This window comes from Streptomyces albidochromogenes, from assembly GCF_005981925.1.
GTDB classification, from domain to species: domain Bacteria; phylum Actinomycetota; class Actinomycetes; order Streptomycetales; family Streptomycetaceae; genus Streptomyces; species Streptomyces albidochromogenes.
This window is the reverse complement of sequence record NZ_VBVX01000094.1, coordinates 1-21,430: the sequence shown is the minus strand read 5'-3', so window position 1 is coordinate 21,430 and position 21,430 is coordinate 1. Positions and strand designations below refer to the sequence as shown.

Below are 21,430 nucleotides of genomic sequence, written 5' to 3'. Positions count from 1 at the left end.
GTGTTGTACGGCCCGTTCGCGGCGAGGCGGGCGGGCAGGTCGGGGTTGGCCAGGAACAGCGCGCCGAAGGCGATCATGTCTGCTGTGCCGTCCTCGATCAGCTCCAGCGCGTCCGGGCCGGTGGTGTCGGGGTGGGTGAAGGGGTTGAGGATGAAGGTGGCCGGCCATTCCTTGCGCAACTCGAGTGTGAGGTCGCGGTGCGGGCCTTCGAGCACGTGCAGGTAGGCCAGACCCAGCGGGGCCAGCCGCTTGGCCAGCGTTGTGTAGGTCGCGGCGAGGTCGTCCTCGGCGATGTCGTTGTAGGGGTTGCCGGGCGAGATGCGGAAGCCGACCCTTTCGCCCCCGATGGCCTCGGCCACGGCGGCGGCGACCTCGACGCCGAAGCGGATGCGGCCCTCGACGGAGCCGCCCCAGCCGTCGGTGCGCTGGTTGGTGTTGGGGGCGAGGAACTGGTGGATCAGGTAGCCGTTCGCACCGTGGATCTCCACCCCGTCGAAGCCCGCGGCTATCGCATTGCGGGCCGCGACCGCGAAGTCGGCGATCGTCTCGCTGATCTCGGCCTCACTGAGCTCTTTGGGAGTGACGAAGGCCTTGGGGCCCTCGTGGGTGAACACCTGCCCCTTGGCGGCCACCGCCGAAGGCGCCACGGGGTGCAGTCCGTCGGGCAGCAGAGCGGGGTGGCTGATACGGCCGGTGTGCATCAGCTGGGCGAAGATGGCTCCGCCCTCACGGTGAACCGCCTCGGTCACCCTCCGCCAGGCCGCGACCTGCTCGTGGGAGTGCAGGCCCGGAGTGTCGGGGTAGCCCTGGCCCACCGCCGAGGGCTGGGTTCCCTCGGTGATGATCAGCCCGGCGTCCGCCCGCTGGGCGTAGTAGGTCTCCATCGCGGGCGTTGCGCTCGCGCCCCTGCCGTAGGCCCTGCTGCGGGTCATCGGTGCCATGGCGATCCGGTTGGCCAGTCGCACGGATCCCAGGTCGATCGGGTCGAATGCAGTAGTCATGCCGTTCCTTCACCAGTTGGAGGCGTCAGGGACTGTCAAGCCCGACGCATTTACTGTTCGAACAACTAAAACAGGGGAGCGGACATTCCATCGCGCTACAGTGACACGCGTCACAACCTCAACAGCCCTGGTGAATGCCGGTACGAATGGCGCAGGGGGGCGTGAGGTAGGAGAATGGCCCTATCGCTGCTCGGGCATATTTCCAGGGGAGAGTGCAAAGCCATGACCCATCCGCCTACTGATGAGGCCGACGGCCAGGCGGCAGACGCAGCTCCGGTGAGCGCGGCGACCGTGCCGGTGCCGACATCCGCCCACGCGGGGCCGATCAGTCACGCGATCTTCCGCGTGGCCCGCCTGCACCGCATGATCGCCGGGCAGCTCCTGCGCCGCGTCGGCCTTTATCCCGGCCAAGAGCTGGTGATGATGCAGCTGTGGGAACGCGGCCCCCAGCGACAGACCGACCTGGTACGCCTGATCGACTCCGACGCCGCCACCATGACCCGCACCCTCCAGCGCCTCGAGAACGCCGGCTTCGTACGCCGCAGCCCCTCGCCCACTGACAAGCGAGCCGTCATCGTCGAACCCACCGCTGCCAGCCTCGCCCTGCGCCGGGAAGTCGAACGGACCTGGTCCGACCTCGAAGCCGCCGCTACCGGCAGCCTCAGCGCCGACGAGCGCATCACAGCTCTGGACGTGCTGCAGCGACTGGAACACAGCCTGGCGCAGAGCGCGACCGCGCTCGAAGAGTGAACAACCCCCGACTCCGGGACGCCGACGACGTCGAGATGGCGTTGATCGTCACGGCCGCCGTCGGCGCCTCGGGCGAGGAGTTCCTGGAGCCGTTGGTCGAGCTGGCCCGTGCCGACTGGCACACTTGCCACGCGGACATCGTGCGCATGCGGGGCAAGCCGCACGGCAGTCCGCCGCGGCCGGTGCCCTCCCTGCAGCGGCTGCCACCGGTTGTTCCTGTGGTATTCGCTCCAGTCCCCGACCCAGTCGTTGTACGGGAATCCAGAGCGACACCCACAGCTTCGAGGTGCCGTGGGCCCGCCGCACCAAGCCCCTGCGCACGTCCAGCCACCGCTCCAGCGCGGCCCGGGTCAGCGCCGAGGTCTCGACCCACTGCCTCTCGACCGTGCCGCCGCCCTGGGGACGCCGCTCGTCGTACACCGCAGCGTTGTCCTCGCCCAGGTCCGTGGTGCGCAGCTCGACCAGCGCCGCAACTCCGAACCGGACCACCCCCGCTGCTGGTCGGCTCGGCAACCCCGAGGATGTCCACCTGGCGGAGGTAGAGGAACGCCGGTACCTAGTGCTCTGACCGGGATGGTTTACCGCGCTGGGCGGTGAACCAATGAACGACAGGGCTGGGTGTGGATCCTCAGCTTGAGTGCATCGGCAATTGAGCTGTGGGCGATTCTGCCCACAGCGAGGTTCGGTTCCCACGCCGGCGGTTGGTCGGGCAGAGTCGGAATCATGAGGCTCTTGATCATGGGTGGTACGGAATTCGTCGGGCGTGCCGTCGCCGATGATGCGCTGGCACGGGGTTGGGAGGTGGCGGTGTTTCACCGGGGTCAGCATCAGGCCCCGGTGGGCGCTCTGGATCTGTGCGGTGACCGCACGGACTCGCATGGCCTGGCGGCCCTCGCGGATGGGGAATGGGACATAGTCCTGGACACCTGGACGGGCGCCCCCACGGCCGTACGCGACGCGGTCGACGGGGTCGGTGGCGAGGGAGTCGATACCGAGCAGGTTCCAGTCCTTCTGGACCTCGCCCTCTACCGGGAGAAGTTCCGGCGTCGCCTGCCGGAGTCACTGGATGAGTTGTCCGGCCCGGCCCAGGGGATTTTGGAGCCGCCGCTGCACATGTCCGGTCGGGGATGACCTCGTACGACCTGACCAAGCCTCGCCAACGCATGGGCCTGTACCGCACCGTCCTGCACGAGGGCCTGCGTGATGACCTGCCCCGGTACCTCAACCGGGACCTGCTCCTCCAGCTGTGGCCTGTGCTGCGCACCTCAGCGGTCGCACCGTGCGCGCCGTACGGGAAGACGCCTTCCCCCAGCTCGCCTCCTGCACCCCGGGCAGCCGCGTGACGGACATGCCGGAGCTGCACACGCGGCTCCTGGCGGATGTGATCGCCCTAGGTTCCCCGCATCCACTGGTTCGTGCGTCAGTGCGTAGGTCTGGGGCCGCCGCAACGTGATGTCCCGGGGCACGCCGCGGCACCGCTTGCCCGCCAAGTGGCAGCCGCCAATATGGACGTACACCGCAGGACCGGCGCCGATGCCGGCCCCCAGCAGCCAGCCCTCTCCGAGCGGCCGGGCCTCCCGACCGTGCTGCCGTTCCCGCTCGCGCCGCCCGGCCCCGGCGATCGCATCCCGCACATCGGCGAGACACGGTTTCAGCCACATCTCCAGCCTTCGGCGGCGCGGCAGCACGAGGAGGCAGCTCGGTCACGGCTTCAGTCGTGAAACGAATCGAACAGGTAACCCCACGCATGAGGTCACGGTAAATTCCCCGGCGACAGGACGGCTCCGTCTGGCCTCGACGGCGCCACCGCAGGGTCTTCGCCAGTTTCTGCCTCTCCGATGACGATCGGAGCCAGAAGTATCGGCGAAGTGAAGTCTGCTTGCAGTAGTGGTCGGCTCTGGAAGTCCTTCTGGGGTTGGTCGAGGTCCCGCGCGTGGCGGCCGCAGGCTCAGGTGGCGGGCGGGGCTGTCGCGTGGCGCGTCTGCTGGGTCAGGATGGTGGTGGCGCGTTCCAGAAGTTCGCAGAGTGCGGCGTGTTCGGCGGGCGTGAACGCGTTGGTGAGCGCGCGCTCAAGGATGACCACCTCCTGGTAGGCGCGGTCCAGCAGCGCCTGGCCCGCGTCGGTGAGGGTGGCGATCTGCACTTTGGCGTGCACGGGGGACGTTTCGCGTCGGATCAGTTTCTTGGTCTCCATGTTGGTCAGCACGCTGCTCATGCTCTGCTGCGTGACGCCGCAGGACCGGGCCAGTTGGGCGCCGGACATGCCGCCTTCGCGCGAGAGGATCAGCAGCACGGTGTACTGCGTCATGGTCAGTCCGTAGGCACGCAGTACTGCCTCGTGGTGCGCCATCAACGCCTGCTCCGACCGCCTGATCCGGATGCAGAGGTCGTTCTCGATCGGGGCTTTCACCGTGTACTCCCATTTCATTGGCAGGTCCATGGGTTGACTCAGGAACCTTATATGCCTACCGTTCTCAACTGTAAGGATACTGAGTCAACCCAGGGGGCTGTAACCATGAAGGCTGTCATTTTCGACACCGATGACCACTACCGGGTCGCCGAACTCGATGAGCCCACCCCCGGCCCCGGGCAAGTGGCGATCCGCGTGGCATACGCCGGGATCCAGTGGGGCGACACCATGGTCCGGGACGGCCACTTCCCCGTACCACGCCCCTTTGTCCCTGGGTTCGAGGCATCCGGGCACGTCGTCGCGGTCGGCGCGGGTATCGACGCACGCCGTGTAGGTGAGGCCGTCACCGCGCTGACCACCTCAGGCGCCTACGCCGAGGTGGTCCTGGCACCCGCCACGCTCACGTTCGGCATCGGCAGCATGTCGCTGAGGGTAGCCGCAGGTCTTGGGTGGGGCGCACCGACCGCCTACGACTTGATCAACACAGCCGCGCACGTGCGGCCCGGGGAAAGCGTGCTGATCCACGCCGCCGCCGGCTCAGTCGGCACGCTCGCTGCCCAGTTCGCCCGACTGGCGGGAGCAGGCCGGATCGTCGGCGTGGTCGGAACTGCCGACAGGGCCGAATATGCCGCGCAGTTCGGGTACGACCAGCTCCTGCTCCGCGAGGAGTTGCAGGCCAAGCTCGGCGACGAGAAGCCCGACGTCATCCTCGACCCGGTCGGAGGCTCGACCCGCACCGTTGGCCTCGAGCGGCTCGCAGCACACGGCCGACTGGTGGCATACGGCAACCTCGCCACGTACGAACCCGTCCTCACAAACGCCAACGACCTTCTCATGCACGGCAAGTCACTCCTGACCTACAACAGCAACCTGCTCAGCCAGACCCACCCCGAGCGGCTCGCCGACAGTGCCCGCCGCGCACTCGGCCTCGTCGCCGACGGCAAGGTCCGCACGGACATCACCGCCGAGTACGCCCTCGAAGACCTGGCCACGGCCGTGCAGCGCCTCGCCGAGGGCGCGACCCACGGCAAGAGCATCCTCCGTGTCGCCTGACAACACGCAGAAAGCGCCGACCACGAAGCGGCTCCCGCGATGAACCCGCCAGGACGGAGGTGATCATCTCGGACGCGGGAGCAACTCGCATCTGACCCACATCAGCGCTGGGCAGCGGCCTTGGCCGATGCCCAGCTGCCGTGCACCACACAGCCACACCATTCGCGTCAAGCCCCGAAGGACTTTCGGAGTTGACCGCCTAGTTCTTGCGTGCGGTTACCAGAGCAAAGGAGAGAAGTTCTCCGCCGTCTGCCGTGAGCATGTCGATGACCGGCTGGTTGGCGCTCTGGCCGTCCGGCTGATGCTCGGCGCATGCCTGGGCCCACAGCAGCCAGTCCTGCCAGGCATCTTGCTGTAGCCGCGCGGACGTGACCTCCACCAGTTCAGTGATCGCCCACTGGAAGCGCCACCACTCCGCCGTGTGCCAGGCGATCGCTTCCCAGCCCACCACGTCCTTGATGTGGGGCGGGATGGCCCCGAGTTCACGGACGTCCCGTGTCATGGCGGGAGTCGCCACGGCCAGTTGTCCACCAGGGCGGAGAAACCGGACCAAGTAGGGCAGGTAGTTATCTGCCGTACCGAAGTACTCGAACGCGTCGACGCTCACGATGACGTCAAAGCTCTCCTCCTGGAACGGCAAGGCGTGCGCCTCCGCTCGCACAGCCTCCACCTGATCGCCGACAGCCGCGTCGGCGAAGACGGCTGTCGCATCCTCGGGGGCGATCCACAAGTCGGCCGCCACGACCTGGGCACCGTACTCGCGGGCTAGGAACACCGACGTGGCGCCCTTGCCGGAACCGAGGTCGAGAATCCGCATTCCCGGGCGCAGATCAAGGTCCAGGGCGAGGTCCTCCAGCATCCACAACGGGTTCGGCCTCATGGCGAGGTTGAGCAACCAGCCAGGGTCATAGCGGGAGGAGCGCGGATAGCGGTCCGGACGTACGAGATCATTCAAGGCAGTCACGAGCACGAACCCAAGCCGATCATCGCTCCAGGCACAACCCCGTTTCGTCTCACTGCTTCGGCCCTCCGCCCATGTGCAGGCGCGGCAACATTCGGTCCCGGCCCTTGGGACTGGTGAGCTCATGTTCAGGTGTCGCGCATTCTCGGTCGAGACCGAAGGGGCACACTGAGTGATCTGACACGATGGGCGGCGGCAAGTCTCAGGTGTTCTAGAGGAGCGACTATGGCGTTCAATGCCGGAGCCGTCGAACGACGAGTGGTCCTATTCGCCGGCTGTCGGCGTCGGCCCGCTCCGGTTCGGTATGACCGTCGACGAAGTGGTTGAGGCGGCTGAGATTGTCGGCCAGACGGAGGTCAGCGAGTGTGCGCGGGACCATGCGATCTTCTCGCCGGCTTGGAGGGTCGACGTTCACCGTCGCTCGGTGGCTCCTCCGCTGCCTGCCGTCGCGGCCTATGTGAGCCAAGTTGCGGGTCTGTTCTGCATCGCTGCCGACGCTGTGTACGGCCCCCCCAGGTCGCCTACGACGAAATCCCACTAGATGATTGAGTCCAAGGGCTCGTAGCCGTGGGCCGCCAGCGAGCGGTGTCGCATGTCGCTGCCATCACTCGCCCAGCACGTGCAAGGCGTGCCCGTTTCATCCTGGCGGTCAGCGGAGAGCGCGCAACGCATGCTCCAGCAACTCGGAGGACGTCTCGTGGTCGGACCCTGCTTGGGAATGGCCTTGAGTCTCCAGTGACTGGAGACAGCAGAGTGGGGGACATGGACGTTACGACCCTCTACTCGATCGGGGAGCTTTCCCGGCGGACCGGCTTGTCTGTGAGGACCATCCGGTTCTACTCCGATTCGGGGGTGGTAGCGCCGACCACCCGAAGCCCCGCCGGCTATCGGCTCTACGACCTGGACGCACTGCTTCGTCTGGAGCTCCTCCGCACACTGCGCGAGCTGGGCATGGACCTGGCCACGATTCAACGGGTACTGGACCGCGAGCTGTCGGTGGCGGAAGTCGCCGCGGCGCACGCCGACGCCATGGACGTCCAGATCCGGGTGCTGCAACTGCGTCGGAGTGTTCTGCGAGTCGTGGCCAGACGCGGGTCCAGTCCTGAGGAGACCACACTCATGCACAGGCTCACACAGTTGTCCGGCGAGGAACGCCGACGTTTGATCGACGATTTCGTGGATGGCACCTTCGGCACAGTGGATGCCGACCCGACCGCGGTGGCCATGGTTCACGCTGCCACTCCCGACCTCCCCGATGATCCGACCAGCGAGCAGGTCGCCGCGTGGGTGGAGCTCACCGAGCTGGTCGAAGACGAGGATTTCCGTGCCCGGATGCGCCGGACGGCCGTACGTCAGGCCGCCGGGCGCCCGCTCGACATCGAGTGCGATGCCGGCGAGGAACTGATGGAACTCACCCGTCAGAAGGTGGCTGAGGCCATGGAGTCGGGCATCGACCCGCTCAGCGACAGGGGCGCACCCGTCATCGACGACCTCGTGCACCGCTTCGCCGAGGTGCTCGCGCGCACCCCTGACACGGAATTCCGGGACTGGATGGCCCAGCAGTTCGAAGAGGCGCACGATCCCCGGGTGGATCGATACTGGCGGCTGGTGTGGATCGTCAACGGCTGGCAGGTAGTACCGAACCTGATCCCGGTGTACCCCTGGCTCATCCAGGCCCTGCGAAATGACCGCGACACATAGTCACCGCAATGGAGACCGTCCCGGATCCCTGAACGAGTCCAAGGGATCGCCTGCGGACATGAGGCGAGGGCGTCCAACGTCGATGTGTGACTAACGACCTGGACACCCTTGCAACCACGCTCAGTGACGCCGAGCTGATCACGCTCGCGGTCATGTCGGCGCTGCTCGGTTACACCTGCGAGCGGCGCTGGCTGCGCCGCGTCGGGCGGGACTTCGGCCACCTGTTTCCCTACGTGCCCCAGCAGTCCGGCTACAACAAGCGGCTGCGCGCCGCGTTCTCACTGCTCACCAGCATGATCCGGATCGTGGCCCGCGATGCCTACTGTGGAGCGACGATGTGTGGCTGGTCGACTCCACACCGGTCGGTTGCGGTTGCGCCCGTGAGCACCCTGCACCTGCTCCAGTTCGTCTCCGACGAGGGATACCGCCGAATGATCGGAGCCCAGCTCAACGTCACCGAGGCCCGCCACCGCCTTGCCCGGAAGATCTTCTTCGGGCAGAGAGGTGAACTGCGCCAGCACTACCGCGAGGTCATGGAGGACCAACTGGGCGCGCTCGGCCTGACCCTGAGCGCTGAGGGGGCGGCAAGGAACAGCCACCGTGGGTAGCGCGCCGCCTTGATCTTTGCCGGTCAGCTGATGACGGGGCCTCACCAATACCGTCCTTCGAGTAGGACGGGGCCAACAAGGAGACAGCGGCATTTGCGGTGCCGACTGAGACCTCGCGTGAGCCGGACCGGCACGCAGTGGCTACGCGGTGGGCCTCTTCAGGACCTCGATCAAGCTGGTCGCGCTGTCGTCGGCATGGCCGACTGTTGTGCCTCGCTGGAAAATCTCCAGGACCGCCGTCGGTAGCGAGGTGTCGACCCCCGCATCCTTGGCGGTCTGTAGGACATGGTCGACGCTCGCCACACCCATGGCGAGCCTTTCGATGTCGCCCGGGTACTCACCCGCGTCGATCCGCTGTGTGTAGAAGGTCAGGAAGTCTGGCATTCCGGACAGCACGGATGATGCAGACGGCAGGATTTCCTCGGCCGAGACGCCGTGGGCATCCGCCAGTGCGAGGGCGTGCAGCCAGCCGAGCACCGTCGTCCAGAACAGGTCCATCCCGACCTGGTAGTACAACGCCGCCAGCCCTGGGTCCTTGCCGCGGTAGTCCGTGCCGGTGAGCACCTCCAGGGCCTCACGGTGCGCGTCGAATACCTCCTTGGGCCCGCTGTAGAAGGTGGAGAACCCGGGCTGCCCGATGCCCGGGGGTGACGCCTGCACACCTCCGGTGAGGTACCGGGCACCGTGTCCTGACGCCCATCGAGCAGCTCGGCGGGCGCTCTCGGGCGTGTCCGAGCTGAGATTGACGAGAGCCCGGCCGGACAGCGCCTCGGTGGCCGACTCAAGGACGGCATACATCGCTTGGTGGTCCGTCAGGCTGAGGATCACCAGTTCGCTCGCGGCGAGCGCGCCGTGGACCGTGGCGGCCCGGTCGGCTCCCTCGTCCACCAGCTCGTCCGCCTTGCCTGCGGTCCGGTTCCAGACGGTGACCCGGTAGCCCTTGCCGAGGAACGCGCTCGCCATCGCACGTCCCATTGGTCCGAGCCCAATGACCGTTACATCGTGTTTGCTCATGACCCCCCTCACCATCACCTCAAAGTTTGAACGTTTCTCCGGGTGAGGCTTGAACGTGCCCTTCCCTCACCGAACGGCCCGTGCCGACAAATTCGAGGCCGGTGGCGGCCGCAGCCCGTCGCAGGCGGCGTGACGGTGACCAAGCCCATGGACGGATCTGCGGGAACGCGCACCTCGCAACAGCTGTCGCATTACGCTTTTGGCGCTGGCTTCCTGAGTACTTCAGTCAGGGCCGAGATGCTGTGGTCGCCGTGGCCCGCCGCAGCCGCCCGCTCCACCAGGTCGTGCAGTGGAGCGAGCCAGGCCACGTCGACGTTCGTCTCCTTGGTCAGTTCCATGTCATGGGCCGCGCCCGCGAGGAAGAGGTTCACGGAGGAGGCGGCATCGGTGTAATCGCCTCTGTCGATTTCTGTGGCGTAGACCGGCAGCAGAGACTTGATCATGTCCAGCCACTTCCCGGCGAACCGCACCATGCTGCTCGCCTCCAGCCCACGAGCCTGAACGGCCGCGGCCCCCTGAAAGAATCCGACGAGCGCAGGCAGCAGCATGGCGCCCACGGCCTTCTCGTACAGGGCCGCGAGGTCGGTCACATCTCCGAGATGGACGGTGTCGCCGCCCAGTACCTTCAGTGTCGTCTCGTACTCATCGAACACTGTCTTGTCTCCGCTGTAGTACAACAGCGTGTCCGGCGCTCCCACGGCTTCCGGCACGTTCTTGACGGCTCCGGCCAGATAACGGGCGCCACGGCCGGTCGCCCAGGCAGTCATGGCGCGGGCGCCGGCGGGCGAACCACTGTTCAACGTGACAAGGGCGCGCCCGGACAGCGCCGCCGCAGCTGGCTCAAGGGCGAAGCGAGTGTCTTCGAAGGTGGTCAGGCATGTGATGATCAGCGGGCTCGCCTCGACCGCGGCCTCTACCACCCGGGCATGGACGGCGCCCTTGGCCACCAACGGTGCGGCTTTGGCCGGCGTGCGGTTCCACACCGTTGTCGGGTGCCCCGCGTCGACGAACGCTTCGGCCAGCGCCCGGCCCATCGACCCCAGCCCGACGACGGTCACGGGTGTGGGGGTATCCCTAGTCATGCGTCACTCCAGTCAGCAGTCGGATGTTTGAGTAGCCACGCAATCGCCGATCAGCGCGGCTCCCGATTCCATTCTGGAAGCTCCACATACATCTGATCAAGTACCTACAATTCTGTTCGGTACCCACACTTTTGTCAGTAGGAGTGCTGATGACCAAGCGGACCTATATCTGCGGGCTCGACGCCGCCATCGCCGTCATGGGCGGTAAGTGGAAGGGGCTAATCCTGTTTTCGCTCGGCGAGGAGGGGCTGTTGCGCTTCGGAGAGTTGCGGCGGGCGGTGCCCGGTATCAGCGAAAGGATGCTGATCCTTCAACTCCGGGAGTTGGAGGCCAGTGGCCTGGTGCACCGCGAGGTCCACCACCAGGTCCCGCCCAAGGTGGAGTACTCGCTGACCGAGTTCGGCAGCTCCCTCAACACGGCACTCGCACCGCTCGGGGAGTGGGGCGAGGAGCATATGGAGCGCATCGAGGCCATCCCGTAGCCAGTCCTGCATTCCTCCGGCACGTGACGCGCCGGAGGAACCTCTCAAGAATCCCGTGTTCAAGGATCGACCGATTCCTCAACAAGATCAGTAAGCGGCGGGGATGCAGCCGGAACGGCGCCGGAACGCGTTGAGAAACGGAGTCAAAAATCCGGTGTGCTTAAGAACTTCAGGGCCACCGTTCTCTGACGATCTCGCGGGTGCAGACGCCTTAGGACGGCGACACCGCCGATCTCCTCGCCCCGGTCCCCGCCGTGCGGGCGCGCTCGTCGGGTACGCCCACGTCTCGACCCAGGGACAATTGATCGAGTGGGCTTCACCTCGCTCCACGAGGCGCTCGACACCACTACCCCCCAGGCGGACGCCTGGTCTTCCACGTGTTCGCGGCATTCGCGGAGTTCCTCCGCGAACTTATCGTCCAGGGCACGGGGCCGGGGCCCGCAAGAAGGGGCCCCGGCCGGTGAACCAGCCGACGCCATCGGCCGGTCCCGCGGCGGGCTGACCACCAACATCCACCTGGCAGCTGATGCCCGCTGCCGGCCACTCGCGTTCGTTCTCAGCGCGGGACAGGCCGGCGAGCACCCGCCTTCACCGAGGTCATGGCCCGACTGCGGGTTCTCCGACGCCGCGGACGGCCGCGCACCAAGCCGGACGTAGTTCTGGCGGACAAGGCCTACTCGTCTCGCGCGATCCGCGACCACCTGCGCAGGTGCGGTATCCGGGCGGTGGTCCCGGTCCTGGCGGACCAGCGTGGCCACCGGCTGCGACGAGGCAGCCGGGGTGGCAGGCCACCGGCCTTCGACCGCGAGGCTTACAAGCAGCGCAGCACCGTCGAACGGTGCAGCAACCTCCTCAAGCAGTGGCGAGGTATCGCCACCCGCTACGAGAAGACCGCGACCATCTACCTCGCTGGACCTCACATTGCCGGCATCTTCCTCTGGTCCGCTCGATGATCCAAACGAAAGCCCTTAGGTGTTCATCTCGACGAGCCGCTGCTGGCCGCGGGCTTCGACGGCCGCGATTACCTGCAGGATGTCGCTGCGGTGTTGGCGGTGCTGGGGGAGAGACTGGGGATGGTGATGAACACCGGACAGGTCAGGCAGGCATTTGAGTGCGGGCAGGACTGCTGGACGGGCAGCCCGCAGTAGCCGTTCGGCAGGGCCTGGGTGGCGCGGAAAGCCGCTGCTTGGACCAGGCCGCCTCGGCGAGTAGGCCGTCGGGGTCGAGTTCGATGTCCTGCTCGCTGATGTTGACGTTGCGGGGCTTCTCCCAGTGCTCACGGACCGTGGTGTCATGCAGCCACGCGTAGTGCGCGGTCAGCTCGGCGGTGTCGTGGTCGAGGATGGTGAGGGGTGAAGTGGGCGGGCCGCCCGTGCTCGTGGCGGACTTCGCAGAGTTGGAGCCAGCGGTAGAGGACCAGCCGGTAAGTGGAGCTCGCGGTCGGATAGCGGCCGTCAGGGTTCCTCGTCGGCCGGGGATATAGGTGCGGGCAGCCCTAGGTTCAGCGGGCGAGGACAAGTTGCTGCTGGTCGATGATGAGCTTGTGGATTTCCTCGTCGATGGGGACCAGGACTTCGCGTTTCATCACGGTTACTCATGGAACCAGCACTGGTGGCGCTAGGCTGCTGTGTCGTGGAAACGCGTCTCGACACTGCTCGGATCCGCGCGGCTCGCCGGGTAATCGACCCGATCTTTCTCGACACTCCGCTCTACCGCTGCGAGGCACTGGAGCCCGGCCTCGGGTGCACGGTGAGCATCAAGCTCGAAACGGCGAACCCGGTCCGCAGCTTCAAAGCCCGCGGCACCGAGGTAGTCGCGAGCATGCTCGCCGACAATGCCTCGCGAGCCGCGGTGTGCGCGAGCGCGGGCAACCTCGGCCAAGCCCTTGCGTGGTCCGGTCGCGGCCGGGGGATCGACGTCACAGTCGTGGCATCCCGCTTTGCGACTCGGGCCAAGCTTGATCGCATCCGCGCGTTGGACGCCGGGTTGGAGCTGGTGGACGGAGACCACGAGATTGCGCGCGAGCGGGCGGCGGCCATCGCGCGGTACAACGGCATCCGGCTGGTCGAAGACAGCCTGGACATCGAAACCTGCGAGGGCGCGGCGACCATCGGCCTGGAACTGGTGGACACCACGCCGTCGTTCGACACCGTCCTGATCGCTCTCGGCGGTGGGGCGCTTGCCACCGGCGTGGGGCATGTGGTGAAGGCCCTGGCGCCCGAGGTCGAGGTGATCTGCGTCCAGCCGCTGGGCGCACCGGCGATGACACACTCGTGGCGCATGCGACGAGTGGTCACTACCGAGTCGACCAACACGATCGCTGATGGCGTCGCCGGCCGGCGTCCCATGCCGGCCGTCCTGGACGACCTACTCCTGGTAGCCGACGACGCCGTTTTGGTCCAGGAGGCATCGATCATCGCCGGTATGCGGCTGCTCCTCGACCACGCCGGCCTCGTCGTCGAGCCGTCGGCCGCGCTCGGCGTCGCGGCGATCCTCGAAGACCGTGACCGCTTCGCCGGCCGACACGTAGCCACCATCGTGTGCGGCAGCAACGTCGACGTAGACGCCTACCACCGCTGGGTCGGCCCGGCTCCCATCATTCACAGGTCTTGACAGTTACTCGGACCGAGGTGGAGTCGATGTTGACCGTCTCGGCAGGCGACCTCGACACCTGGGTGCGCACCGGAGCCACCAGCCGAGACGTTCCGCATCGCGTCCTTCCCAGAGTGTGCGTGGGAGCCGCGTGGTGGCGTCGACCAGGAGGGTTCCGGAGGTGTCGCCATACTGCGCGAAGTCGTCCATCCCCGGCGCCCGGGGCACGACCAGTGGCGGAAACGGCACCCGCATCAGCTGGGACAAGGCGGTGCACCGCGAGAGCCTGATGTTCAAGATACGAAGCTTCCGGGGACCGCCCCGTCCGGCCAGCACCACGCCGATGTCCTCCACCAAACGCTGCAACGGCGGTGTCCGCCGCTGGTAGCGGACGGTAAGACCCGGCACTTGCTCGGCGAAAGTCACCTGGGTAGGTCGTGTTCTCGCAGTACAGACGGCGTACGGAAAAGTCGATGCGCACAGCCCGGCCTGCGAGCGTGACATCGGCGAGGCTCCGTACATAGTGGCTATGGCACCACCCGCTGAGCTGTCCGCATCCCGCACACCCTGCTGGTTCACCGGATCTCGTGCGGGCGCAGACCGCCACCACAGCATCGGAGACCTCGACCGAGATTACCAACACATCAGACAACTGCGGTAACGGGCTGACCAGTTCAACAGGGCGCAGTCACAGCCGGGCCGCTCTGTGGACCGGCCGACCGTGTCCCCGAGATGATCTCCGGCTACGAGAATCTTGCCCGAGCCACATTCGCCCCGTACGCCGACACCGGCAGCCCAGGGGCGGTGGAAGAGAGCTTCCAAACGGCGAAACAGGATGCGGCCTGAACGATTGCCAGGTCCGGCGCTCCCCCGGCTGGCACCGCCACATGACCCTGGCCATGGCCGCCCACGCCTGCCTCACCATCCTGCGGGCCAGAGAGCTGGATGCGGACAAAGCAGAAACGGATCCTCCCAGCTCATCCACCTCAACCTCGCGGAAATCAAACGTCTGATCACCCGCCTCACCGACCGCCGTCCCACCCCTGCCGGCCACATCCCGCACCGGTCGACATGGCGCCGGGGACGGCAAATATGCGGCGCGGCTGAGTCACTACAAACGACGGGGACACAGCTCCTGAAAACTGCCCAGCACCCAGAGCAGGCACCGTTGCAGTACTTAGGTCCCGTCTCTCCGATTACGCTGGTAGCCCGGGAATTCAGCGATCGCGGTGGGGTCCTGGAGGGCATTGCTTCCAGGACCCCACGCAATCAGCGTAGATCGCGGCCCGGGTTCGAGATCCTGAACTTGACTACGTTCTCCCCGGTCCTCCAACGGCGGAAGCCAGCCTTCTCCAGTACTCGGACTGAAGCCGGGTTCGACAGTTCCACGTCGGCGGACACAGTATGGACATCTGGCAAGGTGAGGGCGAAGTCGGCGAGGGCCTTGGTGGCCTCGGGGGCATAGCCTCGACCACGCCGGGAGACTACGATGCCGTAGCCGATCTCAAGGACCCCCTCGCTGGGCGGCCAGAACAGGCCGATCGAGCCCACCACCAGGCCGCTGTCGCGCTCGATGACCAGACGGTGGCCGTAGGGGCCAAGCCAGTCGGGGTACTGCTCGAAGAGGCCCGCGACCACCCGATCGCCTTCGGCAGGAAAGTCGTCGGCCCAGTGCGAGGGCCGGGTGTCGTCGAGGACCGTGATGGCCTCGCTCCTGGTCCAGGGCCGCAGGACGAGGCGCTTGGTGACCACGTCGGCGTGGACGTGTGAAGAAGTGGAAGACATGTGTCTCTCCTGGTCGTGGGAACGACCGGCCGCGCTCTGTTATCGCACGGGCCGGATGAGGGCATGCTGATGACGGCCAACGGCAGCCATATTCATCAACCCCCTCATCCCGAGATCACGCGTCTGTCGCGCCAGCGTGAGGGTAATAGCCCTTCCTCTGCCGGGGCAACTCCTTTCCGGACGGCTGACCGAGGCTTTCGCTCGCTGAGGGTCGTATCCCTTCGCGCGGCAGCTCGTTGCTCACTGTCCGGGTCGGCCTCGGCGAGGAGACGTCCCCCGCGGGCGTGAGGGCGCTGCAGCGGGCGCTGGCCCGCCACGGCGTCGCCCGCGAGGTCCGCCCGGTCCACTTCGCTGTCGACGGCATCGCCCACTTGGACGACCACTTCACGATCGTCGCTCCCGGCACCGCGCTGATCCCCCGCAGTGTCTTCGCGCCCGCCGAACTGCGCTGGCTTGAGCAGCACTTCGACCTGATCAACGTCACCGACGACGAGGCACGGGCCGTCCAGGCCAACGTCCTGGCGACCGCGCTGGGAGCCGTGATCGTCGCCGCTGGCAGCGACCGCATCGCCGCGCGGCTCGCCGCGCGCGGACTCGAGGTTCTCACGGTCGACTACTCCGAGGTCACCCGGATCCCCGGCTCCCTGCGCTGCACCACCCTGCCCTTGACCCGCGCCTGATCCACCTCCTCCTCGCCCGGTTGCCGTGCCGCCGTGGGTCCTTCGCCCGACTCCTGGAGCTGCCGTGCCCGACCCGCTGCTACCCGTGCTCCTCGCCGTCCCAGTCGTGGTCCTCGCCTGCCAGGCCGGCGGGCGGGCCGTACGGCTGCTCGGCCAGCCGCCGGTCACCGGCGAGATCCTGGCCGGGATTATGCTCGGCCCCTCGCTGCTCGGATGGCTCGCCCCCGGCGTCCAGCACCACATCCTGCCGCCCTCGGCCTTGCCCATCACCTGCGCGCTGGGCAATCTCGGCCTCTTGGCGTTCCTCCTTCGGATCGGCCTGGAACTGGACCTCCGCTCCCTGGGCTCCACCCGAGGTGCGGTCGCGGCCGTCAGCCTCAGCGGTGTACTGCTCCCCATGGCCCTCGGCGCCGCGCTGGGTTCCGCCCTCTACCCGCATTTCGCGCCCGACGGGGTCGACCGGCTGCCGTTCACCATGTTCGTCGCCGTAGCCCTGAGCCTCACCGCATTCCCGGTCCTCACACGGATCCTCGCCGACCATGGCCTGGAGAACACGCCCCTGGGCACCCTCGCCCTGGCCTGCGCCGCCACCGACGATGCCCTCGCCTGGTGCCTGCTCACCGCTGCCGTCGCCCTGTCCATCTCCGGCACCGCCCTGTCGGCCCTGGCCACCCTCGCCCTGACCGCCGCCTTCGCAGTCGGCCTGATCTTCCTGCGGCCCCAATTGCGTGCTCTTCTGAAACGAGCCGGCCGTACCTCCGACGATCTCGTCCTGGTCCTGCTGTTCGCCGGACTGTGCCACAGCGCTTACACCACCGACCAGGTCGGCGTACACCCCGCCTTCCTGTTAGGCACCACCACCCCCCGCGGCCTCTCGGCCGTCGAGCGCAGCGCCGACCGCCTCCGCGCCGTCGTCCTGCCGCTCCTGCTGCCGCTGTTCTTCGTCGACACCGGCCTGCACACCGACTTCTCCACGCTGCGGGCCGGACAGTGGGGCTGGGGAGCAGCAATCCTGGCAGTCGCAGTCATCGGTAAGTGGGGCGGGCGGCCGGCGCAGCCAGGCTCACCGGCTCCGACTGGCGCTGGTCGGCAGCGATCGGCACGCTCATGAACTGCCGCGGGGTGACCGAACTCGTCGTGCTCGGCATCGGCCTCCAGACCGGCGTCATCAGCGAGCGGCTGTTCACTCTCCTGGTGGTGATGACCGTCATCACCACCGCGGCCACCGCCCCGATACTCAGGCGCGTGGCTGGCGACGACCCGAGGATGACTCCGCCGACACCGCACGACGATCCGGAGCGCGATCCCGCCTGGGAGATCACCCGATGACCCGGCCCCGAACACGGTTCTGGAAGCGGTCCTCAGCCGGCGCAGTGCCCCCGCCTGACCGAGCCCGCACCCGGCCGCGAGGAACTGGAGCGCCTCGTCCAGGCCGCGGCTACCGCACCCGACCATGGACGACTGCGGCCCTGGCGGCTAGTCGCAGAGGCCGGGGACGAACGGGCCCGGCTCGGCGACGTGCTCGGCGAAGCTGCCACCTCGCCGGAGCAGGCCCAGCGCGCCGCCACGAGGCCCTGCGCGCCCCGCCGCTCCTGTCGACCGTGCACAGCCCGGTGCCCGACCACCCGAAGATCCCCGGGTGGGAGCAGTTGGCCGCCACCACCGGCATGGTCACCACCCTCTCCCTGCTCCTGCACGGCCACGGCTGGGCATCGACCCGGCGCACCGGGCAAGCCGTTCAGGCACCCAGGCCCGCAAGTACCTCGGTGTCGCCGAAGGGGAGCAACTGCTGGGCTGGCTGTACGTCGGCACTCGCCCACGCCACCACCGGCCCGTCGGAGAGGGTCGTGTTGGCCTGGACTGCCCCGTCCCACACCCGGTCCATGGCCGATTGAGCCTCGGGTGACAGCAGCGGCACTTCAACCTCTGTCGGATGAATGTGTTCAACGTCGAAGAGGTCAATACCCGCCGGGGGCAGCGTCTCGGTCACCGGCTCATCGTGGAACCGGAGCTGGCCCGCAGCCGAGAACCCTGCGCTGCGGACATAGCCCTGAGGTAGCTGAGGGCGCGGTGACGGCCCCCACCGTGTGGCGGCGATGCCGGAGTTGAGGCCAGCTTCTGCGGTCGTGGCGTTCTCGGCGTTCGGCACCATCAGCGCGGCAGGTCCGTTGCGGCGGAGGTGCGGGTGCCTCCGGGGCTGCGACGCGTACCTGGAGAGAAAGACCGCTCACTGCGCTAAGCCTGGTGGTAGACCCCTGGGGCGGCGTTCTCCTCGAACGGGACTCCGTCTGAAGCAGTGTTCAGCCGCGTGCCGTCAGCCAGGCTCACGGCCTGCTGGTGAGGCAACCACCCGGGGGGTTGCTTCTCAGGCGTTCCACTCGCGGCGGGGCCGGGGGTGGTGATCTTCCCTTGGCGGAAATTCACACCGAGACCGGCAACTAACGCTGGGGCCGCGGCCGGCCCACCGCTGACCCCCGGGTTGGACTGCGTAGCGACGGCCGTGTGGCCGCCCGGTCAGGTGTCGCGCCAGACGAGCTGCCGCCGCTCCGGCCCCGGCATGGCGGTGTTCAGTCGCGGAGCGGCGGTCGAGCTGTGGTTGGTAGTCGGGCGGGCGTGGGTTCCGGGGCGGCCTTCGCGGCGGCCGTTGACGCTGCGCGCCTGAGCGTGACGGGGGCGGGCCTGGACCACCGCGCCCTTCCGCTTTCTCGTACATCGCCGCATCGGCCGCCCGCATCAGGACGGTCAGGTCGCGTGTGTCGACCGTGTCCGGGGTCGCGGCCCCGGCGGATACCGCGAGGGGCAACTGCTCGCCGTCGTAGGCGAGCGGCTGGTCGAGCAGGAGGGCGAGGTGCTTCAGGCGCAGGGCCTGGTGCCGGGGGCGGATACGGGTGAGGGCGGCGAATTCGTCGCCTCCGAGCCTGCCGACGGTGCCGCGCTTGCCCACCCATTCGGTCAGCCGGGTACCGATCGTGGCGAGGGCGGTATCGCCTGCGGCGTGCCCGGAGGTGTCGTTGAGGGCCTTGAAGTGGTCGGCGTCCGCGAGGATCAGGACCGCGTCGTGCGGATGTCGCTCGAGGATCCGCTGCGCGCGTGCGAGGAAGGGTTCGCGGCGCAGGGTGCCGGTCAACAGGTCGCGCTGGGCGGCGGCCAGGCGCCGGCGGAGGATGATGGTGTGGGCGGTCCATCCGGCCAGCGGCACGGCGGCCGCGGTGATGTGGAGGTGCTTCCTCGGTAAGGTGAATGTGGTCATACTGGGGGCTTCCTCTCGTACCTGACACGGGATGGGAAAGCCCGGAGCAGCCGTCACGCGTGCAGCGGCAAGCGGCTGTTCCGGGCACTTTGCTGTGGGGCTCAGGCAGCCAGCTGGTGACGTGCCGACGGGGGAGCGATGTAGCTGGACGGGTCGGCGGGCGTGCCGTCGTGGCACTCGAGGCAGATGCCGAGTGCGACCGATGTTGGCGACGTGCACCGTAGCCGCGGTATTCCAGTGCCAAGGCGCCGCGGAAGCCGCGTGGGCCATCGCCTTGATGGGGCTCTTTGATCTTCCCCACCCACTGCTCTGGTGCTGGCCAGACCTGCTCACCTCAGTTCCCCATGTCGACGACGGCGTCGGTAGGCCCGCCCTGCTGCGAGCCGACGAGGTAGGGCTTGGTTGGATGCCCGCATGACGGATTGGTCGCAGTTGCAGCACGCGTACGGCACCGCCGAGGACATCCCGGCCTTGTTCGAACGGCTTGGCACCGAGCCAAACGACGAGGCCTGGAGCGACTTGTGGTCACGGTTGTGCCATCAAGGCAGTGTCTACCCAGCGAGCTTCGCTGCCCTCGCGCTGCTTGCCGGTCTGGGAAGCGAGGCAGGTAAGGACGGCGACAACGCCCTGCTTTTGGCCGGAGCGATCGTCGCTGCTGCCGATGACGAGACCCGCGACCGGCACGGCGCCTCGATCGAGCGACTCCGGACTCTGGCCCACGCTCGGATCCGCCGCCCCGCGGAGCCCGCCTTCTACATCTATCTGCTGCAGACCGTCATGGCACTTGTCGGTGTCCCCGTCTGGTCCTCGGCCCTAGAGGGCTTGGCCGACGGGGCAATCGAGGTGTTCTGCCCCGAATGCGAGATGGGGGTGTTCGTCTCCATCGGTGAGGCTGGCTACTTCTCCGCCGTCGGCGACTGGGAGCCTGGCGATCCGGAGGGGCCGCCGCTTCGCGCCGCCGAGCCGGACGACTTGTCGGGGCCTGCCCGCGTGCTCTATGACGCGGCCAGCGAGGCCGGGGTCGAAACCGTCGCGCTCGCTCTCACCTACCTGTTCGGCGGGGGAAGGTGCGGCGAGTGCGGCGCCGAGTTCTCGATCGCCGAGCAAGTGGCCGAGTGGTACTGAGTCGCCCCGCGAGCAAGCCGGCCGGTGCTTGGCAGCCTCCCCGGTGTTCCCCCCTGCGAAGAGTGCCGCGACCGGACCCGCCGACGACCCTCGGGGGCCCGCCGACCTTCGGTCGGCGGGCCCCCGAGGTGCTCTTTCCGCTCCCCACCTTCCTCAGACCGTAGAACGGCCCAACCAACTGAGGAACGGAGAGCGGGCCTGGCCGTTGGGTCAGCCGTCCCCGCAGGCAGCAGAGCGGCTGTTCCGGGCCATCGAGTTCGCGCGACCGGAGGCTGTTCGGTGGGAACCGGCTGGTGGGGCGCCCGTTCCCAGAGGGGGTGTCGGGGTACGCCTGAACGTGGCTCTGGCAAGATTTTCGTAGGCGGAGATCGTCTTGTCAGGAGGGTCGGCCGGTCTGCGCGGCGGGCAGCCTTATGACTGTGCCCTGGTGAACTGGTCAGTCTGTTACCGCAGTTGTCTGACGTGCTCGTGGTCTCGGTCGAGGTCTCTGATGCTGTGGTGGCGGTCCGGGCCCGCACGAGATCCGGTGTTCCGGCGGGATGTACGGGATGCGGACAGCTCAGCGGGTGGTGCCACAGCCGCTATGTACGGCGCCTTTCCGACGTCACGCTCGCAGGCAAGCCTCTACGCGCACTTCGTTCCGCGCTTGTACCGGTGAGCATTGGGTTAGCGTCGTGATCGTGTCCAGGCCGCTGCTCTCCGACAGCGACCTTGTTCGCTGCTCCAATCGAGGGGTGCGGCGGCCCTCTCCGCCTTCAGGTCCCAGTGACCAGCAAGAACGGCGTTAGGCTCCCCCTGATCGCACCGGAGGACACGAGGAGCGCGCATGAGGTTTGGCCTCTGTTGGGTCCGCCTTGGCGTATTCGCGGCATGTCTCGGGCTCGTTGCAGCCTGCGGTTCGGGAGGCGGAGCCGGCGAAGATGATGCGTCCCCCAC

The 21,430-nt window shown here is 67.6% G+C and carries 20 protein-coding genes and 6 pseudogenes; 17 read left to right on the top strand and 9 right to left on the bottom strand.

Going from position 1 to position 21,430, the window contains the following annotated elements; translation table 11 throughout:
• Positions 1 to 1,001 (bottom strand): alkene reductase (locus E2E34_RS14915; protein ID WP_138902393.1); only part of this gene is annotated, 1,001 nt, incomplete at its 3' end.
• Between the two features lie 222 nt (positions 1,002 to 1,223).
• On the opposite strand from E2E34_RS14915, the gene E2E34_RS14910 reads away from it, so the two are divergent.
• From E2E34_RS14910 to E2E34_RS37445, 4 genes and pseudogenes are all read left to right on the top strand, one after another.
• On the top strand, positions 1,224 to 1,751 hold the full coding sequence (locus E2E34_RS14910; RefSeq protein ID WP_138902394.1) for a MarR family winged helix-turn-helix transcriptional regulator: 528 nt from the start codon (positions 1,224 to 1,226) through the stop codon (positions 1,749 to 1,751).
• A gap of 286 nt (positions 1,752 to 2,037) precedes the next feature.
• Entirely contained in the window at positions 2,038 to 2,319 is a 282-nt protein-coding gene (locus tag E2E34_RS35930; RefSeq protein WP_208765247.1) for a hypothetical protein, read from the top strand.
• Positions 2,320 to 2,474: 155 nt separating this feature from the next.
• A pseudogene (locus E2E34_RS14900) lies at positions 2,475 to 2,729 on the top strand (reductase); the annotation flags it as partial.
• Between the two features lie 33 nt (positions 2,730 to 2,762).
• Positions 2,763 to 3,078 (top strand): annotated as a pseudogene (locus E2E34_RS37445) (hypothetical protein); the annotation flags it as partial.
• A gap of 621 nt (positions 3,079 to 3,699) precedes the next feature.
• Here E2E34_RS37445 and E2E34_RS14890 read toward each other — a convergent pair.
• The gene (locus tag E2E34_RS14890; protein ID WP_138902391.1) at positions 3,700 to 4,191 is read right to left on the bottom strand and encodes a MarR family winged helix-turn-helix transcriptional regulator; all 492 of its coding nucleotides are present in this window, start codon (positions 4,189 to 4,191) and stop codon (positions 3,700 to 3,702) included.
• A gap of 75 nt (positions 4,192 to 4,266) precedes the next feature.
• On the opposite strand from E2E34_RS14890, the gene E2E34_RS14885 reads away from it, so the two are divergent.
• Positions 4,267 to 5,214 (top strand): quinone oxidoreductase family protein, encoded by a 948-nt coding sequence (locus E2E34_RS14885; RefSeq protein WP_138902390.1) that lies wholly within the window; start codon positions 4,267 to 4,269, stop codon positions 5,212 to 5,214.
• 199 nt (positions 5,215 to 5,413) lie between these two features.
• Here the strand turns inward: E2E34_RS14885 and E2E34_RS14880 are convergent, their stop codons facing one another.
• Positions 5,414 to 6,184 carry an SAM-dependent methyltransferase gene (locus E2E34_RS14880; RefSeq protein WP_138902389.1) on the bottom strand — a complete coding sequence of 257 codons (771 nt, stop codon included), beginning with the start codon at positions 6,182 to 6,184 and terminating at the stop codon, positions 5,414 to 5,416.
• 753 nt (positions 6,185 to 6,937) lie between these two features.
• Between E2E34_RS14880 and E2E34_RS14875 the strand changes: the two genes are divergently transcribed.
• From E2E34_RS14875 to E2E34_RS14865, 3 genes and pseudogenes are all read left to right on the top strand, one after another.
• Positions 6,938 to 7,876, top strand: a complete 939-nt coding sequence (locus tag E2E34_RS14875) for a MerR family transcriptional regulator (RefSeq protein WP_138902388.1) — start codon at positions 6,938 to 6,940, stop codon at positions 7,874 to 7,876.
• 86 nt (positions 7,877 to 7,962) lie between these two features.
• Positions 7,963 to 8,261: pseudogene (locus E2E34_RS14870) on the top strand (IS982 family transposase); the annotation flags it as partial.
• Complete coding sequence (locus tag E2E34_RS14865; protein ID WP_439333682.1) at positions 8,212 to 8,484, top strand: Tn3 family transposase; 273 nt, start codon at positions 8,212 to 8,214, stop codon at positions 8,482 to 8,484. The pseudogene E2E34_RS14870 and the gene E2E34_RS14865, both read left to right, overlap by 50 nt.
• Before the next feature lie 141 nt (positions 8,485 to 8,625).
• Here E2E34_RS14865 and E2E34_RS14860 read toward each other — a convergent pair whose 3' ends face one another.
• Both E2E34_RS14860 and E2E34_RS14855 read right to left on the bottom strand, forming a co-directional pair.
• The gene (locus tag E2E34_RS14860) at positions 8,626 to 9,498 is read right to left on the bottom strand and encodes an NAD(P)-dependent oxidoreductase (protein WP_138902387.1); all 873 of its coding nucleotides are present in this window, start codon (positions 9,496 to 9,498) and stop codon (positions 8,626 to 8,628) included.
• Positions 9,499 to 9,689: 191 nt separating this feature from the next.
• Positions 9,690 to 10,580, bottom strand: a complete 891-nt coding sequence (locus E2E34_RS14855) for an NAD(P)-dependent oxidoreductase (protein ID WP_138902386.1) — start codon at positions 10,578 to 10,580, stop codon at positions 9,690 to 9,692.
• A gap of 149 nt (positions 10,581 to 10,729) precedes the next feature.
• On the opposite strand from E2E34_RS14855, the gene E2E34_RS14850 reads away from it, so the two are divergent.
• From E2E34_RS14850 to E2E34_RS14835, 3 genes and pseudogenes are all read left to right on the top strand, one after another.
• Complete coding sequence (locus E2E34_RS14850; RefSeq protein WP_138902385.1) at positions 10,730 to 11,062, top strand: winged helix-turn-helix transcriptional regulator; 333 nt, start codon at positions 10,730 to 10,732, stop codon at positions 11,060 to 11,062.
• Between the two features lie 369 nt (positions 11,063 to 11,431).
• Positions 11,432 to 12,015 (top strand): annotated as a pseudogene (locus tag E2E34_RS14840) (IS5 family transposase); the annotation flags it as partial.
• 643 nt (positions 12,016 to 12,658) lie between these two features.
• Positions 12,659 to 13,675: a threonine ammonia-lyase gene (locus E2E34_RS14835; protein WP_138902383.1), complete on the top strand. Its 1,017-nt coding sequence runs from the start codon at positions 12,659 to 12,661 to the stop codon at positions 13,673 to 13,675.
• On the opposite strand, the gene E2E34_RS37620 is transcribed toward E2E34_RS14835, so the two are convergent.
• A complete protein-coding gene (locus E2E34_RS37620; protein ID WP_341870221.1) occupies positions 13,659 to 14,261 on the bottom strand; it encodes a transposase family protein in 603 nt (200 codons plus the stop codon). The two genes, E2E34_RS14835 and E2E34_RS37620, sit on opposite strands and share 17 nt — an antisense overlap.
• A 182-nt stretch (positions 14,262 to 14,443) precedes the next feature.
• On the opposite strand from E2E34_RS37620, the pseudogene E2E34_RS14825 reads away from it, so the two are divergent.
• A pseudogene (locus E2E34_RS14825) lies at positions 14,444 to 14,667 on the top strand (IS701 family transposase); the annotation flags it as partial.
• Positions 14,668 to 14,923: 256 nt separating this feature from the next.
• On the opposite strand, the gene E2E34_RS14820 reads toward E2E34_RS14825, so the two are convergent.
• Positions 14,924 to 15,439 carry a GNAT family N-acetyltransferase gene (locus E2E34_RS14820; RefSeq protein ID WP_138902382.1) on the bottom strand — a complete coding sequence of 172 codons (516 nt, stop codon included), beginning with the start codon at positions 15,437 to 15,439 and terminating at the stop codon, positions 14,924 to 14,926.
• A gap of 236 nt (positions 15,440 to 15,675) precedes the next feature.
• Between E2E34_RS14820 and E2E34_RS14815 the strand changes: the two genes are divergently transcribed.
• From E2E34_RS14815 to E2E34_RS36445, 4 genes and pseudogenes are all read left to right on the top strand, one after another.
• Complete coding sequence (locus tag E2E34_RS14815) at positions 15,676 to 16,119, top strand: arginine deiminase family protein (RefSeq protein ID WP_279637888.1); 444 nt, start codon at positions 15,676 to 15,678, stop codon at positions 16,117 to 16,119.
• A gap of 64 nt (positions 16,120 to 16,183) precedes the next feature.
• Entirely contained in the window at positions 16,184 to 17,230 is a 1,047-nt protein-coding gene (locus E2E34_RS14810; protein ID WP_279637887.1) for a cation:proton antiporter, read from the top strand.
• On the top strand, positions 17,227 to 17,448 hold the full coding sequence (locus E2E34_RS36990) for a hypothetical protein (protein WP_279637886.1): 222 nt from the start codon (positions 17,227 to 17,229) through the stop codon (positions 17,446 to 17,448). Before E2E34_RS14810 ends, E2E34_RS36990 begins: the two co-directional genes overlap by 4 nt.
• A gap of 54 nt (positions 17,449 to 17,502) precedes the next feature.
• A pseudogene (locus E2E34_RS36445) lies at positions 17,503 to 17,625 on the top strand (nitroreductase family protein); the annotation flags it as partial.
• Positions 17,626 to 17,857: 232 nt separating this feature from the next.
• On the opposite strand, the gene E2E34_RS36440 reads toward E2E34_RS36445, so the two are convergent.
• Positions 17,858 to 18,109: a hypothetical protein gene (locus E2E34_RS36440; protein ID WP_244315749.1), complete on the bottom strand. Its 252-nt coding sequence runs from the start codon at positions 18,107 to 18,109 to the stop codon at positions 17,858 to 17,860.
• Positions 18,110 to 18,484: 375 nt separating this feature from the next.
• On the bottom strand, positions 18,485 to 19,369 hold the full coding sequence (locus E2E34_RS14800) for a GGDEF domain-containing protein (RefSeq protein ID WP_341870220.1): 885 nt from the start codon (positions 19,367 to 19,369) through the stop codon (positions 18,485 to 18,487).
• Between the two features lie 414 nt (positions 19,370 to 19,783).
• Between E2E34_RS14800 and E2E34_RS14790 the strand changes: the two genes are divergently transcribed.
• A complete protein-coding gene (locus E2E34_RS14790; protein ID WP_138902380.1) occupies positions 19,784 to 20,494 on the top strand; it encodes a hypothetical protein in 711 nt (236 codons plus the stop codon).
• Positions 20,495 to 21,430: the final 936 nt, after the last annotated feature.

Excerpts from the sequence above, each read along its gene's own strand:
- E2E34_RS14820 (WP_138902382.1), bottom strand. The coding sequence starts at position 15,439 with ATGTCTTCCACTTCTTCACACGTCCACGCCGACGTGGTCACCAAGCGC.
- E2E34_RS14865 (WP_439333682.1), top strand. The coding sequence starts at position 8,212 with ATGTGTGGCTGGTCGACTCCACACCGGTCGGTTGCGGTTGCGCCCGTG.
- E2E34_RS14850 (WP_138902385.1), top strand. The coding sequence starts at position 10,730 with ATGACCAAGCGGACCTATATCTGCGGGCTCGACGCCGCCATCGCCGTC.
- E2E34_RS14835 (WP_138902383.1), top strand. The coding sequence starts at position 12,659 with ATGGAACCAGCACTGGTGGCGCTAGGCTGCTGTGTCGTGGAAACGCGT.
- E2E34_RS14885 (WP_138902390.1), top strand. The coding sequence starts at position 4,267 with ATGAAGGCTGTCATTTTCGACACCGATGACCACTACCGGGTCGCCGAA.
- E2E34_RS14875 (WP_138902388.1), top strand. The coding sequence starts at position 6,938 with ATGGACGTTACGACCCTCTACTCGATCGGGGAGCTTTCCCGGCGGACC.
- E2E34_RS14890 (WP_138902391.1), bottom strand. The coding sequence starts at position 4,191 with ATGGACCTGCCAATGAAATGGGAGTACACGGTGAAAGCCCCGATCGAG.
- E2E34_RS14860 (WP_138902387.1), bottom strand. The coding sequence starts at position 9,498 with ATGAGCAAACACGATGTAACGGTCATTGGGCTCGGACCAATGGGACGT.
- E2E34_RS14800 (WP_341870220.1), bottom strand. The coding sequence starts at position 19,369 with ATGACCACATTCACCTTACCGAGGAAGCACCTCCACATCACCGCGGCC.
- E2E34_RS14910 (WP_138902394.1), top strand. The coding sequence starts at position 1,224 with ATGACCCATCCGCCTACTGATGAGGCCGACGGCCAGGCGGCAGACGCA.
- E2E34_RS14855 (WP_138902386.1), bottom strand. The coding sequence starts at position 10,580 with ATGACTAGGGATACCCCCACACCCGTGACCGTCGTCGGGCTGGGGTCG.
- E2E34_RS36990 (WP_279637886.1), top strand. The coding sequence starts at position 17,227 with ATGAACTGCCGCGGGGTGACCGAACTCGTCGTGCTCGGCATCGGCCTC.
- E2E34_RS14790 (WP_138902380.1), top strand. The coding sequence starts at position 19,784 with ATGACGGATTGGTCGCAGTTGCAGCACGCGTACGGCACCGCCGAGGAC.